We start from the raw sequence: 17,348 nt of genomic DNA, 5'->3' as shown, positions 1-17,348 counted from the left end.
GAGGCGTTAACTCATGCAGATCCACAAGTACGACACCGTCATCGTCGGCGCCGGCGGCGCCGGGATGCGCGCCGCCATCGAGGCGACGAAGCGCAGCCGTACCGCCGTGCTGACCAAGCTCTTCCCCACCCGCTCCCACACCGGCGCCGCCCAGGGCGGCATGGCCGCGGCCCTGGCCAACGTCGAGGAGGACAACTGGGAGTGGCACACCTTCGACACGGTCAAGGGCGGTGACTACCTGGTCGACCAGGACGCCGCCGAGATCCTGGCGAAGGAGGCCATCGACGCCGTCCTCGACCTGGAGAAGATGGGTCTGCCGTTCAACCGGACGCCGGAGGGGCGGATCGACCAGCGCCGCTTCGGCGGCCACTCCCGCAGCCACGGCGAGGCCCCGGTGCGCCGCTCCTGCTACGCGGCCGACCGCACCGGCCACATGATCCTCCAGACGCTGTACCAGAACTGCGTCAAGGAGGGCGTGGAGTTCTACAACGAGTTCTACGTCCTGGACCTGCTGCTCGCCGAGGTGGACGGGGTCAAGCGGACCGCGGGCGTCGTCGCCTACGAGCTGGCCACCGGCGAGATCCACGTCTTCCAGGCGAAGGCCGTGGTCTTCGCCTCGGGCGGCAGCGGCAAGTTCTTCAAGGTCACCTCCAACGCGCACACCCTCACCGGGGACGGCCAGGCCGCCGCGTTCCGCCGGGGCCTGCCACTGGAGGACATGGAGTTCTTCCAGTTCCACCCGACCGGCATCTGGCGCATGGGCATCCTGCTCACCGAGGGCGCCCGCGGCGAGGGCGGCATCCTGCGCAACAAGGACGGCGAGCGCTTCATGGAGAAGTACGCGCCCGTCATGAAGGACCTGGCCTCGCGCGACGTGGTCTCCCGCTCGATCTACACCGAGATCCGCGAGGGGCGCGGCTGCGGCCCCGAGGGCGACCACGTCTTCCTGGACCTCACCCACCTGCCGCCGGAGCAGCTCGACGCCAAGCTGCCGGACATCACCGAGTTCGCGCGCACCTACCTGGGCATCGAGCCGTACACCGACCCGATCCCGATCCAGCCGACCGCGCACTACGCGATGGGCGGCATCCCGACCAACGTCATGGGCGAGGTGCTGGCCGACAACACCACGGTGGTGCCGGGCCTGTACGCGGCCGGCGAGGTCGCCTGCGTGTCGGTGCACGGCGCCAACCGGCTGGGCACCAACTCGCTGCTGGACATCAACGTCTTCGGCCGCCGGGCGGGCGTCGCCGCCGCCCAGTACGCCGCCACCGCCGACCACGTCGAGCTGCCGGAGGACCCGGCCTCCTTCGTCGTCGGCCAGGTCGAGGCGCTGCGCTCCTCGGAGGGCACCGAGCGGGTCACCGAGATCCGCAAGGCGCTCCAGGAGACCATGGACAAGAACGTCATGGTCTTCCGCACCGAGCAGACGCTGAAGGAGGCCGTCGAGGAGATCGGCGCCCTGCGCAAGCGGTACCGGAACGTGTCGGTGCAGGACAAGGGCAAGCGGTTCAACACCGACCTGCTGGAGGCCATCGAGCTGGGCAACCTGCTCGACCTGGCCGAGGTGACGGCGGTCTCCGCGCTGGCCCGCAAGGAGTCGCGCGGCGGTCACTACCGCGAGGACTACCCGAACCGCGACGACGTCAACTTCATGCGTCACACGATGGCGTACCGCGAGGTCGCCGACGACGGCGCCGAGTCGATCCGGCTGGACTACAAGCCGGTCGTGCAGACTCGCTACCAGCCGATGGAGCGTAAGTACTGATGGCCACTCCCGTCATGGACAAGAGCCAGCCCGAGGGCGGTGCCGACGCCACGGCCGAGGCGAGCCCCTACATCACCGCCGTCTTCCGCATCCGGCGCTTCAACCCGGAGGTCTCCGACGAGGCCCACTGGGAGGACTTCCGGCTGGAGATCGACCCCAAGGAGCGCGTCCTGGACGTCCTCCACAAGATCAAGTGGGAGCTGGACGGCACCCTGACCTTCCGGCGCTCCTGCGCGCACGGCATCTGCGGCTCCGACGCGATGCGCATCAACGGCCGCAACCGGCTGGCGTGCAAGACGCTGATCAAGGACATCAGCCCGGAGAAGCCGATCACCGTCGAGCCCATAAAGGGGCTCGCGGTCCAGAAGGACCTGATCGTCGACATGGAGCCGTTCTTCCAGGCGTACCGGGACGTGATGCCCTTCCTGATCACCAAGGGCAACGAGCCGACCCGGGAGCGCCTGCAGTCCCCCGAGGACCGCGAGCGCTTCGACGACACCACCAAGTGCATCCTGTGCGCCGCGTGCACCTCCTCGTGCCCGGTGTTCTGGGTGGACGGCCAGTACTTCGGCCCGGCGGCGATCGTCAACGCGCACCGCTTCATCTTCGACTCCCGGGACGAGGGCGGCGAGCAGCGCCTGGAGGTCCTCAACGACCGCGACGGCGTGTGGCGCTGCCGCACCGTCTTCAACTGCACGGAGGCCTGCCCGCGCGGCATCCAGGTCACCAAGGCGATCCAGGAGGTCAAGCGCGCGCTGATCACGCGGCGCTACTGAGGACCGGCGGGCCCGCCGGTCCGGCAGTCCGACACACCGAGGTGCCCGGCCGGGGATTCCGGCCGGGCACCTCGGTGTGCGCGCGGCGGCGGGCGCCGGGCTCCGGTCCGGTCCGGTCCGGTCCGGTCCGGTGCCGGGGGTGTCCGCCGGGAGCTCCCGCACACGGCGGGCGAGCCCGCCAGGCGCCCGGAGGCGGTGAACCGGGGCACGGCCCGGTGACCGCGAGGGCAGCCGCCCGTTCCCGGTGAGGACACGTCGGGCCGCCCGCCCGCGGCGGGCGCGCGGCAGCCGTCGGGAGCGCGGCAGCTGTCGGGAGCGTTCCGGGACCGCGGACGCGTACCGCCGCGCTCCGCGTCCGGCGCCACCATTCCGGCGAGCCCCGTCCAGGTCACCCAGGAGAGGGCGGCACGTCCGGGCCGCCCCCGTTCCGCCCGGCCACCCGCTCCGCCGGGCGCTCCGGCAAATCCTGAACAGGTGTCCAGAAACTTCCCGTACAGTTGTCCAGGATTGGCGGCGAGGGTCGCGGCCGGAACACGGTTCGGGAAAGAGGGTGGCCGGGGTGCGGGTTCTCGCCGGGGTGCTGGTCGGTGTGGTGGCGGTGCTGCACGTGTACGTCGCGGTGCTGGAGATGTTCCTCTGGCGGGGCCCGCGCGGTCGCGCCGCCTTCGGCATGGACGAGGAGACGGCCCGTACCACCGCCCCGCTGGCCGCCAACCAGGGCCTGTACAACGGCTTCCTGGCGGCCGGCCTGGTCTGGGGTCTGGCCGCGGACGACCCGGTGGGCTTCCAGGTGACGGTCTTCTTCCTGGCCTGCGTCCTGGTCGCCGGGGTCTACGGAGTGGCCGGCACCAGGGTCCGCAACATCCTGTACGTCCAGGTCGTCCCCGGAACGCTCGCCCTGGCGGCGGTACTCTTCGCCGGGTGAGCGGTCAGGTGAGCGGCGAGGAGACGGCGGGACGGGACCCGCGCACCGTACGGACCCGGGCACGGCTGCGCCGGGCACTGCTCGCCGAGTGCGCCGACCGCCCGCTGGCGGAGGTCAGCGTCTCGGCCGTGGTCCGCCGCGCGGGAGTCGGCCGGGCCACCTTCTACCTGCACTACGAGGACCTCCCGGCGCTGGCCGTCGACGCCTGCGCGGAGGTGGTGCGGGACGCCGTGGAGGCGGTCCACGCCTTCGACGGCCCGCCGGACCCGGCGGTCCCCCCGCCCGCGCTCACGGCGTTCCTCACCTCGGCGGCGGCCCGCGCCGGGCTGTACCGGGGGCTGCTCCACCCCGGTGGCGGCGGGCCCCTGGGGGAGCTGCTGCACCGCGAGCTCCGGGACCGCTCCCGGCGGGAACGGGCGCGCGCCGGACTGCCGTACGCCGCCGCGGCCGACTCGGCCGTCGCCGCCGCGTTCACCGGGGTGTTCGCCGACTGGCTCCACGGTCTGGTCGAGGCCGCCCCCGAGGACCTGGCCCGCCAGCTCTGGCGCCTGGTGCTCACCGTCCACCGGGCCTTCGGTCCGCCGCCCCCCTGACCGGCGGCCGGGCCGGGTCAGGCCGTGAACCGGCCGAGGACCAGCATCGCGGCCAGCAGCACCAGCAGCGCCCCCAGACCGATGCCGCCCACCCGCGCCCCGCGCCGGGACAGCAGGATGCCGAGCAGCGTTCCCAGGGTGGTGAGCGGCACCGCGCACCACGCGAGGACGGCGAGGGCACCGCCGAAGCGCAGCGGGCCGCGGACGCCGTCCCGGCAGGACTCGCAGGCGACGGCCAGCAGCGGTCCGAGGGTGGCCGCGAAGGCTCCGGTGAGGACCACCAGCACCGCGAGGAGGGACGCTCCGGCACCGTCGGCGCCGGAGCGTCCCGGGGACGGGGGCACGGGGGCGGAGCCGCTGTCGGTGCGCTTCATGACGGAGACGCTACGGCGCCCGCCGGCCGGCCGGATGAGTCCTCCTGCTCAGTCCGCCGGTCCGCGGCCTGAGTACGGGGGCGGGAGCGGCCGTCCGGGAGCGGGCGGAGCCCGGGCTGCCCGGCCTCAGAAGCGGTCCAGCTCCCACAGCCGCCACACGCCGCTGTTGTCCGTCAGGTACTGCACCCCGGAGATGTCGTCCTTGCTGACCACGTGCTCCTTCTCCTGCCACAGCGGGAGCAGCGGCACCTCGGTGGCCGCCTTCCGGTCGATCCGCTCGAACTCCTCGATCACCGCGGTCCGGTCGTAGCTGCGCCGGGTCCTGTCGATCGCCTTGTCGATCTCCTTGTCGCCGTACCCGGTGCGGTGGACGCCGTCCGTGCCCACCAGGGGCGTGGTGTACGCGTCGGCCTCGGGGAAGTCCGGGAACCAGTCGGCGAGGTGGGCGTCGAACTCCCCCTCGGCCACACCCTGGCGGAACTCCTCCTCCTCGTACTTCCGGACGGTGACCCGGAACAGGCCCGAGGCGTCCAGCTGGAGGCGCAGCGTCTCGGCGTCCTCGGCCGCCGCCGCGTCCCCGGAGTGGGCGATCTCGAAGCGCACCGGTTCGGTGATACCCGCCTCCGCCAGGAACTCCCGCGCGGCGTCGGCGTCGGGGTCCCCGTAGCGCTCGTGGAACGGCGCGCCGTGGCCGTTGACGCCCTGCGGGATCAGCGAGTAGAGCGGCTCCACCATGTGGCGGTGGACGCCGCCGGCCAGCGCCGTGCGGCTCACCAGGGAGGCGACGGCCCGGCGGACCGGGAGCTCGGCCGTGGGCGAGCCGGGGCGGTGGTTGAACGCCAGGGAACGGATGCCGAGTCCGGACTGCTCGTAGACCCGGATGCCCTCGTCGGTGGGTTTGATCTCGGCCGCCTCCTCGGGCGGCAGCTGACCGGTGCTGACGTCGATCAGCTTCTCGCGCCAGGCGCCGAGCAGCTCCGTGGGCCGGTCGTAGTAGCGCACCAGCACCATGTGGGCGGGCCGGTCCTCCAGCATGCCCCGGTACTTGCCGTTGGGCGCCAGCCGCGCGGCGCTGCCCGGGTCGTACGACTGCAGGACGTACGGGCCCGAGCCGACCGCCCGGTTCCCGCTCAGCAGCGCGTCGGCCGGGTAGACCTCGTCGGGGACGATCGCGCCCGCGCCGCCGGCGATCTTGTACGGGAAGGTGGCGTCGGGGCTCTTCAGCCAGAACTCCACCTTCCCGTCGACCACCCGTACCTCCTTCAGGGTGTCCAGCACCCGGGCCGGCCCCCGCGGGTGGTTGATCTTCAGCACCCGGTCGAAGGAGTGCTTGACGTCCTGCGCGGTCAGCGGGCTGCCGTCGCTGAACTCCAGGCCCCGGCGCAGGGTGCAGCTGTAGCGCATGAGCGAGCTGTTGGTGAAGCGGCACTGCTCGGCGGCGTCCGGCGCCGGCTGGGCGCTGCCCGGGGTGAAGGTCATCAGCGACTGGAAGACGTTGCTGATCAGCCGCCAGGAGCCCGGGTCGTGCGCGCCCGCCGGATCGACCGAGGTGACCCGGTCGGTGGTGCCCACGGTGATGAGCCGCTGCTCCGTGCCGGACTGCTGGTTCACGGCCCAGCCGCTGACCCCCGTGATGACGAGCGCCCCCGCGATCACTCCGGCCCAGACGGCCCGTTTGCTGTCGGCCGCACCCATACGGCGGTCCCCTTCCGTACCGTTTCCGTGGCACGGTCGTGGTACCGGGACCGCGCCAGGGCCTCAGAGAACAGGAGAAAGATCGCAGAACGGAAGGAGTCGGCCGGTTACAGTCGGATAAATCCTACGGATGTGCGGGGGTGGAAGCTCAGGCCCGCTTCGCGGCCAGCTCCACCACGGTGATGTCCGACTCGGCGCCCACCCGCACCGGCGGCCCCCAGGCGCCCGCCCCGCGGGTGACGTAGAGCTGGGTGTCGCCGTAGCTCTCCAGCCCCGCGAGGGTGGGGTTGGCCAGCCCGGCCACATAGGTGGCGGGCCACATCTGGCCGCCGTGGGTGTGGCCGGAGAGCTGGAGATCCACCCCGTGGTCCACCGCCTCGTGGATCAGGACCGGCTGGTGGGCCAGGAGGACCGCCGCCCGGGAGGTGTCGCGGTCGCCGAGCGCGCGCCGGAAGTCCGGGCCCTGGCCCTCCGCCTCGCCCTGAAGGTCGTTGACGCCCGCCAGGTCGAAGTGGGGCAGCTCGCGGCGGGCGTTCTCCAGCGGTTCCACACCCAGCTCGCGGACGTGGTCGACCCACTCGCCGGCGTCGCCGAAGTACTCGTGGTTGCCGGTGACGAAGTACGAGCCGTCCCGGGAGCGCAGCCGCGACAGCGGCTCGGCGGCCGGGCCGAGGTCGGCCACGCTGCCGTCCACCAGGTCGCCGACGACGGCGACCAGGTCGGGGTCCGTCCGGTTGATGGTGTCCACGATGCGCTGGGTGTGGGCACGGCCCAGGAGGGGACCGAGGTGGATGTCGCTGACCACGGCGATGCGGTAGCCGTGGGCGGCCCGGGGCAGCTTGGCCAGCGGTACGGTGACGCGCTTGAGCCGCGGGCCCCGCAGCACGCCGTAGGTGCCGTACCCGACGGTGCCCGCCGCCACGGTGCCCGCGGCGACGGCCACGGTGCGCGCCACGAACAGCCGCCGTGAGGGTCCGGCGGGGGCCGGGCGGTCCGCCCCGGCGGCGGACGCGACCCCGCCGCCGTCCCCGTCGCTGTCTCCGTCGCCGCCGCGCACCGCCAGGGCGGTGGGGGCGCGTCCGGCGGCGGCCGTACCGCCGCCGGACGGCTCGGCCCGCTCGGCGGAACCGGCGGACCCGGCCGCTCCGGCCGCGCTCTCCGGGTCCTCGGCGCCTTGGGGGCCCCGGGGCGCGCGGGCGGCGTCCCGCCGCGCCAGGAAGCGGCGCAGCAGCGGCCGTACGGCCTCGCCCACCAGCAGGGCCAGCACCAGGTAGAGCAGCACGGCGAGCCAGAGGTAGCCCGGCCAGGCCAGTACGCGCTCCACGGCGAAGGGCAGCCCGGCACGGTGGGCGACCTGGGTCGCGACGGTGGTGAGCGGCAGCAGGACGACCAGCGCCGTGCCCACCCGTCTGTACCAGGTGCCGCGCGCCGCCACATCGCGCACCACGCGGCGCCACACGTACCAGTGCGCCGCCACCAGCAGGCCGACCACCAGCACCGCGACGGCTATGAAGACCACGATCATGCCCCGTTCCACTCCCCTGCCCGCTTGCCCGTCCCCCGCGCAACGTTCCGCGGCCGGTCGGGTGTTCCGTCTCTCACCGGGCGGCGCGCAGCGCGCGCACCCCGCGCAGCCCGACGACCCCGACGCCCGTGCCCAGTACGAGCGAGGTGAGGGCCATCAGCAGATGGATCCAGAAGTAGGCGGTCGGGTCGCCCGCGCCGTCGAACGCCAGGCCGCTGGTGTCCTTCCACAGGTTCCTGATGAAGTTGGGCCACAGGAACCAGCTCCACACTCCGAAGGCGAGCAGGAACCACGAGACGGGTCGGGAGAGTTCCACACCTCTCAGTATGTCTATCGGACCAACGGAATCACCGGCAGGGGCGGTAGGGACCACCGCGATGGTCCCCTCGGCAGCGCCGCGTCGCCGATATGCCGGTACGTTCGCTGCGTGTCCACGACTCACCCCGTAATCATCCGGGCGCGCCGCGTGCGCGGCGCCCGCGGCCTCGTGGCCGCCACCCCCCTCCTTCTCCTGTCCTGTCTGCTCGCCGGCGCACCGGCCGCCGCGGCCCCGTCCCCGTCCCCGTCCCCGGCGGACGGGCCGGCGCAGCCGAGTCCGCCCGCGAACATGTCCACCGTCGGCGGTGAACGCCTCGGCCTGCCCGGGGTCCAGATAGCACCCCTGGCCGGGGCACCCGCGCTGCCGGAGTCGACCAGTTCGCGCGCCTGGATCGTCGCGGACGCCGAGACCGGCGACGTACTGGCGGCGAAGAACGCGCACTGGCCGCTCGCCCCGGCCAGCACCATCAAGATGCTGTTCGCCGACACGCTGCTGCCGAAGTTCGACAGGGACACCGTCCACAAGGTCACCCCGGAGAACCTGGCGGAGCTCGGTCCGGGCAGCAGTCTCGTCGGCGTCAAGGAGAACCTCACCTACACGGTCCACGACCTGTGGCTGGGCGTCTTCCTCCGCTCCGGCAACGACGCCGTGCACGTCCTGTCCGCCATGAACGGCGGCAAGGAGAAAACCGTGCGGGAGATGAACGAGCACGCCCGCAGGCTGGGCGCGGCCGACACCCATGTCGTCAGTCCCGACGGCTACGACGCCCCGGGACAGGTCTCCTCCGCGTACGACCTGACGCTGTTCGCCCGCTCCGGGATGCAGAAGCCGGACTTCCGCGAGTACGCGGCGACCGTCCGGGCCCAGTTCCCCGGCCTGGTGAAGAAGGACAAGAAGACCGGCAAGAGCGAACGGGAGACATTCGAGATCCAGAACACCAACCGGCTGCTCACCGGCACCCCGGGCCTGGAGCCGTACAAGGGTCTCGCCGGGATCAAGAACGGCTACACCTCCAAGGCCGGGTTCACCTTCACCGGTGTCGCCGAGCGCGGCGACCGGGTGCTGCTGGTGACCACCATGCACCCCGAGGAGGGCGGCGTACGGGTCTACGAGGAGGCCGCCGAGCTCCTCGACTGGGGCTTCGCCGCCGCGGACCGGGTCGAGCCGGTCGGTGAACTGGTGGCGCCCCGGGGCGCACGCGACGGTGAGGGCAAGAACACCGACGACGGTCCCGGCGGCGAGGACGCCGGCGTGGCACGGCCCTCCGGCCCCACGGCGTCCGGCGCCCAGCCCTCGTCGGGCGGCGCCGGTACGGCACTGACGGCCCTGGCCGCGGTCCTCGCCGTGCTCGGCGCGGGAGCGTACGGCATGCGCCGGGACCGGCCCCCCGGGGCCGCCGCGGCCCGGCCGGGACGCGGCCCGCGGCGGCCCGCGGTGCTCGGCAGCCCGGAGAACCCCGGCCCGGCGGAGCCGCCCCGGCGGGCGGTGGACGGGCCGGACGGCGCGGGCGGCCCGGCGGAACCGGGACGGCCCGGGAGCCCGGCGGACGGATCCTGAGCGGACCGGCCGGCCCCCGGCCCCGGCACGCCGGCCCCCTTACCTCAGAGCGAGGGGGCCGGCGGTCTGCACAGGACGGCGGGCTGCTGCGGCAGCGGCAGCGCCCCGGGACCGAAGGCGAACTCGCGCTGGAGGCGCCACACCCCGTCCCCGCCCTGCTCGTACAGCGCGAAGCCGGCCACCGTCCAGGCCGCCTCGAAGTCGGCGAGTTCGGTGTACGCCCGGTCCAGCGCGTCCTCGGCGATGCCGTGGGCGATCGTGACGTGCGGGTGGTACGGGAACTGCAGCTCGCGCACCAGCGGACCGTCCTTGTCGCGGATCCGCTCCTGGAGCCGGCCGCAGGACGAGGCGCCCTCGACGACCCGGACGAAGACCACCGGCGACAGCGGGCGGAAGGTGCCCGTGCCCGACAGCCGCATGGCGAAGGAGTCCCCGGCCGCGGCCACCGCGGCGAGGTGGTGCTCGATCTCGGGGCGGCGCGCGGTGTCCACCTCGGTGGGCGGCAGCAGGGTCACGTGGGTCGGAATGCCATGGGCCGCGGTGTCGCCGAAACCCGTGCGCCGCCGCTGGAGCAGGCTGCCGTAGGGCTCCGGGACCGCGATGGATACGCCGAGCGTGACGGTGCCCACGAGCTTCTCCTTCCTCGTTCCCCTGTCCGTTCCGTTCCCCCGTCTGTCCGCTCGGTGCCGGCCGGCGCCGGTCAGTGCCGGGCGGGGACCCTGGCGGGCACGAAGCCCACCTTCCCGTACGCCGCGGCCAGTGTCTCCGCGGCCACCGCACGCGCCTTCTCCGCCCCCTTGGCCAGCACGGAGTCCAGCGTTCCGGGATCGTCCAGATATTCCTGGGTGCGCTCCCGGAACGGCGCCACCCAGGCGGCGACGACCTCGGCGAGGTCCGTCTTGAGGGCACCGTAACCCTTGCCCGCGTACTGCTGCTCCAGTTCCGGGATGCCGGTGCCGGTGAGTGTGGAGTAGATCACCAGCAGGTTGCTGATGCCGGGCTTCTCCTTCTCGTCGTGGCGGATCTCGGTCCCGGTGTCGGTCACCGCGCTCCTGATCTTCTTCGCCGAGACCTTCGCCTCGTCGAGCAGGCTGATCACGCCCTTGTGGGAGGCCGCCGACTTGCTCATCTTGACCGTCGGGTCCTGCAGGTCGTAGATCTTCGCCGTCTCCCTGAGGATGTACGGGGAGGGGACGGTGAAGGTGTGGCCGTAGCGGCTGTTGAAGCGCTCGGCGACATCGCGGGTCAGCTCGATGTGCTGGCGCTGGTCCTCGCCCACCGGCACCCGGTCGGCCTGGTACAGCAGGATGTCCGCGACCTGGAGGACCGGGTAGGTGAACAGGCCGACCGTCGTCGCCTCGGCGCCCTGCCGCGCGCTCTTGTCCTTGAACTGGGTCATGCGCGAGGCCTCGCCGAAACCGGTGAGGCAGTTCATCACCCAGGCGAGCTGGGTGTGCTCGGGCACGTGGCTCTGGACGAAGAGGGTGCAGCGGTCGGGGTCCAGTCCGGCGGCCAGCAACTGGGCGGCGGCCAGCCGGGTGGCGGCCCGCAGCTCCTCCGGGTCCTGCGGGACCGTGATGGCGTGCAGGTCGACGACCGCGTAGAAGGCGTCGTGGGTGTCCTGCAGCTCGACCCACTGGCGTACGGCACCGAGATAGTTGCCGAGGTGGAACGAGCCCGCGGTGGGCTGGATGCCGGAGAGTACACGGGGACGGTCAGTGGCCATGGCGCCATTCTCGCAGAGCCCCCCGGGGATGCTCACCCGTGTGCCGGGGCGTCTTCGGCGGTGGGCGCGCGGCGGAGAACCCCAGGTGGGAGACGGGAGAGTCCCGGAGGGAAGAGCCGGCAGGGTTTCCCGGGAAGGCGGGTGTACGACGATAGAGACAGGCGTCACACGCGGCTGCCACCGCACGATCGCCGGTGCCGACGCCCCTGTGCCGAACCGACCGCCGAACCGAACCGGAGCGTTGCCATGGCTGCCCCAGCGGAACTCCCGGCAGACCCCGCGACAGGTCCCGCCGCGGACCCCGCCACAGACTCCACCGCGGACCCCGCGGAACTGATCGCCGCCGCCGGCGCGCACAGCGCGCACAACTACCACCCCCTGCCGGTCGTCATCTCCTCCGGGCGGGGGGCGTGGCTGACCGACGTCACCGGCCGGCGCCACCTCGACCTGCTCGCCGGCTACTCGGCACTCAACTTCGGCCATGGCCACCCCCGGCTGCTGGCGGCCGCCCGGGAGCAGCTGGAGAAGCTCACCCTCACCTCCCGCGCCTTCCACCACGACCACTTCGCGGCCTTCTGCGCCGAACTGGCCGAGCTGTGCGGCATGGAGACCGTCCTGCCGATGAACACCGGCGCGGAGGCCGTGGAGACCGCGGTCAAGACGGCCCGCAAGTGGGGCTACCGGGTCAAGGGCGTGCCCGCGGGGCAGGCCAGGATCGTCGTCGCGGAGAACAACTTCCACGGCCGCACCACCACGATCGTCAGCTTCTCCACCGACCCCGAGGCCCGCGCCGACTACGCCCCCTACACCCCGGGCTTCGACACCGTCCCCTACGGCGACCTGGCGGCGCTGGAGGCCGTGCTCGACGCGAACGGCGACGACACCGTGGCCGTGCTGCTGGAGCCGATCCAGGGCGAGGCGGGGGTGCTGGTGCCGCCGCCGGGCTATCTGGCGGGGGTGCGCGAGCTGACCCGGGAGCGGAACGTGCTGTTCATGGCGGACGAGATCCAGTCGGGCCTGGGCCGCACCGGACGGACCCTCGCCTGCGAGCACGAGGGCGTCGTCCCGGACGTCTACGTGCTCGGCAAGGCGCTCGGCGGCGGCATCGTGCCGGTGTCCGCGGTGGTCTCCTCGGCGGAGGTGCTGGGCGTCTTCCGGCCCGGCGAGCACGGCTCGACGTTCGGCGGCAACCCGCTGGCCTGCGCGGTGGCGCTGGAGGTGATCGCCATGCTGCGCACCGGCGAGTACCAGCGGCGGGCCGCGGAACTGGGCGACCGCCTGCACCGCGAGCTGGGCGCCCTGGCGGACGGCGGCGCGGTGCGGGCGGTACGCGGACGGGGGCTGTGGGCGGGGGTGGACATCGACCCGGCCCTGGGCACGGGCCGGGAGATCTCCGAGCGGCTGCTGGAGCGGGGCGTGCTGGTGAAGGACACCCACGGCTCGACCATCCGCATCGCGCCGCCGCTGGTGATCCGCGAGGAGGACCTGGACTGGGGGCTGGAACAGCTCCGTGCGGTGCTGCTGGGCGGCTGACGGGGCGGGCCGGGGCGGCGGGCCACCGCCGGAACGGCCCACGGCTCCGGTACGGAAAATGCCCATGACCACGGACCGACACCCCTTTATGATCTGCCTCATGACGACGGATCGGAACGCTCCCGTACACGGCCCGCGCATGGATCTCTGGAAGGTCGCCCCCGAGGTCTACAAGGGGATGTCCGCCTTCCAGGCCGCCGCGGCCGAGGGGCTGGACCCGGTGATCGCCGAACTGGTGAAGATCCGGGCCTCCCAGCTCAACAAGTGCGCCTTCTGCCTCGACATGCATCTGACCGAGGCCCGGAAGGCGGGCGAGTCCCAGCTGCGGCTGGACCTGCTCGACGCCTGGGAGGAGTCGCCCGGCCTCTACAGCGAGAAGGAGCAGGCGGCGCTCGCCCTCACCGAGGCGGTCACCTCGCTGGACGGCGGCACCCCGCAGGGGCACTTCGTCCCGGACGAGGTGTACGAGCGGGCGGCGGAGCACTTCGACGAGGCCGAGCTGGCCCGGCTGATCGCCCAGATCATCGCCATCAACGCCTGGAACCGCTTCCAGGTGACCACCCGCGCGCTCCCCGCCTCCCTCCGGGACGGCGGCAAGCGGTAACCGTCTCCCCGCCTCCGGCGGGAACCGGCCGGACGGGCCCGGCGCTCCGCGTGAGCGCCGGGCCCGTCGTGTCCTGTCGCCCCGCGGTTCGTTGCACCGGGTGGGGGCGGTTTCCCTGCCCGGCGCCCAGGTGTGGCGCATGATGGTGACAGCCCCCGTGAAGGCAGGCAGTACGGCACGAAGGTGCACAGCCACAGAGAGGGGGCCCGCATGGGAGGTCTCGTGATGACGGCGCCGCTGCCCGACCAGCAGGAGTTGGACGACATGCTCCGGACCTACGCGCAGCTCGAACTGCCGGACGGTCAGCGAGCCGAGTTCATCGGGGGGGAGATCGTCATCTCACCGACGCCCACGAACTTCCACAACTGGATCTACGCCCAGTTGCACCGCATGGTGGACCGCGGCACTCCTGACGACTGGATGGTCACCAACACCACCACCGTCGCCCTCCCCGCGACCGACGAGCGCTACGTCCCCGACCTCCTCGTCTGCGAGTCGGCGGTGCTGCACAGCGACCGGGAGTGGCAGATCGCCCCCGAGGACGTGCTGCTCGTCGGGGAGATCACCTCGATGGCCACCGTGCTGCGGGACCGCAAGAACAAGCTGCGCGGCTACGGCCGGTCGCGGGTGCCGCTGTACCTGCTGGTGGATCCGCTCGACGGGGAGGGGAGCGCGACGGTGTTCGCCGAGCCCGACGGGGCGGGCCGGTACCGGGTGGAGCACCGGGTGCTGTTCGGCGAGAAGCTCGCGCTTCCCGAGCCGTTCGGTCTGGAGATCGACACCTCGGCGTTCGTGCGGGAGTGAACCGGGCCGGGGCCGGTGCGGCGGCGCACCGGCCCCGGAGGCGTCACCCGGGTCACCCGGGTCACCCGGTCCCGCCGAACGGATCCGCGTCGGTGGGGTCGGCGGGGCCCGCCGGGCAGAGGTCCCCGGGGCAGAAGGCGGCCAGTACGTCCCGGTGCAGTCTCCGGTAGGTGGGCCAGTCGTCGGCGGGGCCGGCGACCAGCACCGCGTACTGCACGCCGTCGGCGGCCTCGAAGGCCCGGTCGATCACCCGGCGCCGTCCGCCGGCCTCCTCGCTGTCGTAGGCGTACTCCAGCTCCGCGGCGTCCGGGCCTGTCTCCGCCAGCCGGATCAGCTCGTAGCCGGGATTGGCGGAGACGCCTTCCTCCGCCACCTCCAGCGCCTCGCGCGGCGTCTGCCCCACCTCGGTGAGGGAGAACACCTGGAGGAGACTCGCCCCGTCGGGCGAGGTGTAGAAGACGCCCTGCTCGTTCTCGCTGCGCTCCCACCCCTCGGGCACGTCGAGGGTGAAACCCGCCTCGTCCCGCACGCGCCGCATGCCCTCCGGCGGTCCTTCCGGGGACCCGGCCGGTTCGGAGGGGAAGGCGTCGGAGAAGGAGCCGGCGGAGTCGGCGGAGTCGGAGGAGGGACCGGGCGGCGTGGGGGACGGTGAGGAGAGCGGGAACCCGTCCTCCGGCACACCGCCGTCCACCGGGGCGGTGTCCGCTCCCGGCGTCCGCTCCGTCCCGTCGTCCCCGTCCCACAGCGCCCAGCCGACACCGCCGCCGGTGGCCAGCACCGCCGCGGCGGCCACGGCGGCCACCTTCCGGGCGTGGTCCGGGGGCAGGGGCCACACCCGGTCCGGCAGCCGCCACTGGCGGAGCCGGAAGGGGGGCGGGGCCGGAACACCCGTCACCCAGTGTGCGGCGTCCTCGTCCCAGTACGGCTCGGTGTGCTCCGGGCCGGTACGGGTGTCGGTGCTGCTGTCCATGTGATCCCCGTTCCCCGTGTCCTCAGCCGCCCAGCGCGGCCAGCGCCTGTCCGACGGCCGCGCCGGAGGCCAGCGCCCCCACGGCGGTGGCGGCGTCCTGGAGCCGCTGCCGCAGGCTCTCCCGCCGGGTGGCTCCGGCCTGCCCGGTGCTGCGGATCTCCTCCTCGGCGCCGTCCAGTTCCTCCCGGAGGGCGCGGGTCTCGGGGGTCGTCACGAGCCGTGCCAGGTCCTCCCGCAGTTCGCGTACCGCCCGGAGCAGTTCCCGGTGGCCGCCGTCCGCCGGGGCGGAGACGACCTCGTTGCGCACCGTGTTGTTGTCGCCGACCGAGACGGCGCTGTTGCTCGCGCTCCCGATGTACGTGCCGCCGGTGCCGGTCCCGCCGTCAGCCGTCCCCATCGCTGCCTCCCGTTGCCGTTGCCGCTGTCGTTGCCGTTGCCGCTGTCGTTGCCGCCGGTGTCGTGTGCTTGTTCTCCAGGTCGATGTGGCTGCCCACGGCGATGGCACTGTTCTCGGCCGAACCGACGTACACGCCACTGACGTTGACGACCTGCTGGGCGAACTCGCCGGTCTGCCAGCCCGCCGCGTCGAGTGCCTCCCGCACTCCGTTGGCCACCCGGTCCTGAACGGACTTCAGATAGCGGCTGACGTCCATCTCCTGGAAGGTGGAGGCCGCCTGGTCACCGCCGAGCTCGCGGACGGAGCACCAGGGGCCGTCCGCCGGGGCCGCCGCGTTGCCGCCGGTCCACATCCGCCACAGGAGCGCGACGCCGCGGGTGGTGTGGAGGAGGGAGTGGACGGTGAAGGCCGGGGTACGGCCCAGCGCCCAGAGCACCCGGCCGGCCGGGCCGGTGCGGCGGTACGTCTCGGCCACCCGGTCCGCGGTGTGGAAGTCGGGGTTCACCGGCCGCAGCACGTGCGGCGCGATCTCCAGCACCAGCAGCCGCCCCTGGGTGTGGACGCGGACGAAGACCGTGGTGACCACCTCCTGCTCCCAGGCTCCGACCCGGATCCGCAGGAAGTGCCTGCGGTGCTCCCCGCCCTCCTCCACCGCGCGCTCCCGCTCGGCCCGGAAGTGGCGGGGCTCCAGGGGGGCCGCCGAGCGCAGGGGCAGTCCGGTGACCGGCACGAAGACGCACTCGTCGATCTCCAGCCGGCGCAGCCGGTCGCGCACCCGGTCCGCCCGTTCGCCGTCCCCGCCCGCCGGGACGGCGAGTGCCCGTACCAGCGGCTCGATCCGCCGCAGGATCTCCCGGTTGTCGAGCGGGATCTGCTTCCGGCCGGTCTGGGGGCGCAGCTCCACGGCGAGGGTCCACGCCTCCTGGGGGGTGCCCGCGCCGAGGAAGGGGTGCTGGACGTGGTAGAGGACCAGCGGCGAGTGCTGTTCGCGCCTGATCAGCGCGGCGATCCGCGCGAAGCGCCGTCCGGCCGTCCGCTCGGCCTCGTCCGCGCGGTCCGGGGCGGTGAAGACGTCCGGGCGCAGGTCGCCGCCGAGCACCGCGGCGATCTGCCTGCGGTGGAGGGCGACGCACGCCGCCAGGACCGGCGGGATCAGAAGCACCGCCCAGGCCGCGCCGGTCCCGATCTCCGGGACGGACAGGTCGCCACCCGACGAGGTGCTCCCGTATCCCGCGTCGTATCCCGGTTCCCGCCCGTCGTCGTCGAAGGCGGCGCCGAGCACCGTCACCAGGTAGAGCGCCATGAGCCACCAGCCCGTCAGGCGCAGGTATCCGGCGACCAGCCGGCGGAACCGGGAGACGTCGTGGCTGCCGGGGTGGTCGGTGCGGAACGGGCCCGGGACGCCGCCGCGGAGCCGGGCCGCCAGCGTCAGCAGCACGCACGGCACCAGGAACAGCGCGAAGGCGTAGCCGCCCAGCACCACTCCCAGCACGCACAGGAGCAGGACGGCCGCGGCCCACCCCGCCTCCAGCCGGCGGGCGCGCAGCGCGTGGGCGAGCACCCGGGCGGTGTCGGTGCCGGAGGAGGGGGCGGTGACACGCTCCTCGTGGACGTAGAGCTCGTCGATGACGGCGTCCCGGAAGTCGGCGTCCAGATAGGTGCCCGCGCACAGCAGCCGGGTGGCCTCGCTGCGGTACGCGGGACCGGGTGGCGGTCCGGCCCGGTCGGCGGGAGACGGCTGGGCCGGTACGGTCGCGGTGTGCTGGGGTGGCACGCATCCCC

17 protein-coding genes are annotated in these 17,348 nt (G+C 73.2%); 8 read left to right on the top strand and 9 right to left on the bottom strand.

The features are described from left to right. Positions 1-13 precede the first annotated feature (13 nt). From sdhA to CUT44_RS27015, 4 genes are all read left to right on the top strand, one after another. Positions 14-1,768, top strand: a complete 1,755-nt coding sequence (gene sdhA / locus CUT44_RS27030) for a succinate dehydrogenase flavoprotein subunit (protein WP_100204587.1) — start codon at positions 14-16, stop codon at positions 1,766-1,768. Beyond that, positions 1,768-2,544 carry a succinate dehydrogenase iron-sulfur subunit gene (locus CUT44_RS27025; protein WP_100204586.1) on the top strand — a complete coding sequence of 259 codons (777 nt, stop codon included), beginning with the start codon at positions 1,768-1,770 and terminating at the stop codon, positions 2,542-2,544. The genes sdhA and CUT44_RS27025 overlap by 1 nt, the downstream gene beginning before the upstream one ends. 559 nt (positions 2,545-3,103) lie before the next feature. Next, the gene (locus CUT44_RS27020; RefSeq protein ID WP_100204613.1) at positions 3,104-3,469 is read left to right on the top strand and encodes a DUF1304 domain-containing protein; all 366 of its coding nucleotides are present in this window, start codon (positions 3,104-3,106) and stop codon (positions 3,467-3,469) included. Continuing rightward, positions 3,466-4,062, top strand: coding sequence for a TetR/AcrR family transcriptional regulator (locus tag CUT44_RS27015; RefSeq protein WP_107488071.1), 597 nt, complete (start codon positions 3,466-3,468; stop codon positions 4,060-4,062). Before CUT44_RS27020 ends, CUT44_RS27015 begins: the two co-directional genes overlap by 4 nt. Positions 4,063-4,079: 17 nt before the next feature. Here the strand turns inward: CUT44_RS27015 and CUT44_RS27010 are convergent, their stop codons facing one another. The 4 genes from CUT44_RS27010 to CUT44_RS34305 form a co-directional block, all read right to left on the bottom strand. Then, the gene (locus CUT44_RS27010) at positions 4,080-4,436 is read right to left on the bottom strand and encodes a hypothetical protein (RefSeq protein WP_100204585.1); all 357 of its coding nucleotides are present in this window, start codon (positions 4,434-4,436) and stop codon (positions 4,080-4,082) included. Positions 4,437-4,562: 126 nt separating this feature from the next. Next, positions 4,563-6,131, bottom strand: coding sequence for an ABC transporter substrate-binding protein (locus CUT44_RS27005; protein WP_100204584.1), 1,569 nt, complete (start codon positions 6,129-6,131; stop codon positions 4,563-4,565). 148 nt (positions 6,132-6,279) lie between these two features. Continuing rightward, on the bottom strand, positions 6,280-7,656 hold the full coding sequence (locus CUT44_RS27000) for a metallophosphoesterase (RefSeq protein ID WP_100204583.1): 1,377 nt from the start codon (positions 7,654-7,656) through the stop codon (positions 6,280-6,282). Between the two features lie 73 nt (positions 7,657-7,729). Next, the gene (locus CUT44_RS34305; protein ID WP_233221692.1) at positions 7,730-7,972 is read right to left on the bottom strand and encodes an SCO4848 family membrane protein; all 243 of its coding nucleotides are present in this window, start codon (positions 7,970-7,972) and stop codon (positions 7,730-7,732) included. Positions 7,973-8,083: 111 nt separating this feature from the next. On the opposite strand from CUT44_RS34305, the gene CUT44_RS26995 reads away from it, so the two are divergent. Continuing rightward, the gene (locus CUT44_RS26995) at positions 8,084-9,532 is read left to right on the top strand and encodes a D-alanyl-D-alanine carboxypeptidase family protein (protein ID WP_408646804.1); all 1,449 of its coding nucleotides are present in this window, start codon (positions 8,084-8,086) and stop codon (positions 9,530-9,532) included. A 44-nt stretch (positions 9,533-9,576) separates the two neighbouring features. On the opposite strand, the gene CUT44_RS26990 is transcribed toward CUT44_RS26995, so the two are convergent. Both CUT44_RS26990 and trpS read right to left on the bottom strand, forming a co-directional pair. Then, positions 9,577-10,161, bottom strand: coding sequence for a 2'-5' RNA ligase family protein (locus CUT44_RS26990; protein ID WP_100204582.1), 585 nt, complete (start codon positions 10,159-10,161; stop codon positions 9,577-9,579). Positions 10,162-10,232: 71 nt separating this feature from the next. Further along, positions 10,233-11,258 (bottom strand): tryptophan--tRNA ligase, encoded by a 1,026-nt coding sequence (gene trpS, locus CUT44_RS26985; RefSeq protein ID WP_100204581.1) that lies wholly within the window; start codon positions 11,256-11,258, stop codon positions 10,233-10,235. Positions 11,259-11,504: 246 nt separating this feature from the next. Between trpS and rocD the strand changes: the two genes are divergently transcribed. The 3 genes from rocD to CUT44_RS26970 all read left to right on the top strand — a co-directional run bounded on the left by rocD (position 11,505) and on the right by CUT44_RS26970 (position 14,199). Next, positions 11,505-12,791: an ornithine--oxo-acid transaminase gene (gene rocD / locus CUT44_RS26980; RefSeq protein ID WP_100204580.1), complete on the top strand. Its 1,287-nt coding sequence runs from the start codon at positions 11,505-11,507 to the stop codon at positions 12,789-12,791. A 100-nt stretch (positions 12,792-12,891) separates the two neighbouring features. Then, complete coding sequence (locus tag CUT44_RS26975; protein ID WP_199185854.1) at positions 12,892-13,395, top strand: carboxymuconolactone decarboxylase family protein; 504 nt, start codon at positions 12,892-12,894, stop codon at positions 13,393-13,395. Positions 13,396-13,605: 210 nt separating this feature from the next. Further along, on the top strand, positions 13,606-14,199 hold the full coding sequence (locus CUT44_RS26970) for a Uma2 family endonuclease (RefSeq protein WP_100204578.1): 594 nt from the start codon (positions 13,606-13,608) through the stop codon (positions 14,197-14,199). 61 nt (positions 14,200-14,260) lie between these two features. On the opposite strand, the gene CUT44_RS26965 is transcribed toward CUT44_RS26970, so the two are convergent. Genes CUT44_RS26965 through CUT44_RS26955 form a run of 3 tightly spaced genes read right to left on the bottom strand, consistent with a single transcriptional unit; the run spans position 14,261 to position 17,340 of the window. Then, positions 14,261-15,169 (bottom strand): hypothetical protein, encoded by a 909-nt coding sequence (locus CUT44_RS26965; RefSeq protein WP_100204577.1) that lies wholly within the window; start codon positions 15,167-15,169, stop codon positions 14,261-14,263. Between the two features lie 22 nt (positions 15,170-15,191). Continuing rightward, on the bottom strand, positions 15,192-15,566 hold the full coding sequence (locus CUT44_RS26960) for a hypothetical protein (protein ID WP_100204576.1): 375 nt from the start codon (positions 15,564-15,566) through the stop codon (positions 15,192-15,194). Beyond that, positions 15,553-17,340 (bottom strand): hypothetical protein, encoded by a 1,788-nt coding sequence (locus CUT44_RS26955; protein ID WP_199185853.1) that lies wholly within the window; start codon positions 17,338-17,340, stop codon positions 15,553-15,555. The genes CUT44_RS26960 and CUT44_RS26955 overlap by 14 nt, the downstream gene beginning before the upstream one ends. Positions 17,341-17,348 lie beyond the last annotated feature (8 nt).

Origin of the sequence: Streptomyces carminius (genome assembly GCF_002794255.1) — a bacterium.
Lineage (GTDB): Bacteria > Actinomycetota > Actinomycetes > Streptomycetales > Streptomycetaceae > Streptomyces > Streptomyces carminius.
This window is presented reverse-complemented; position numbering and strand designations above follow the sequence as displayed.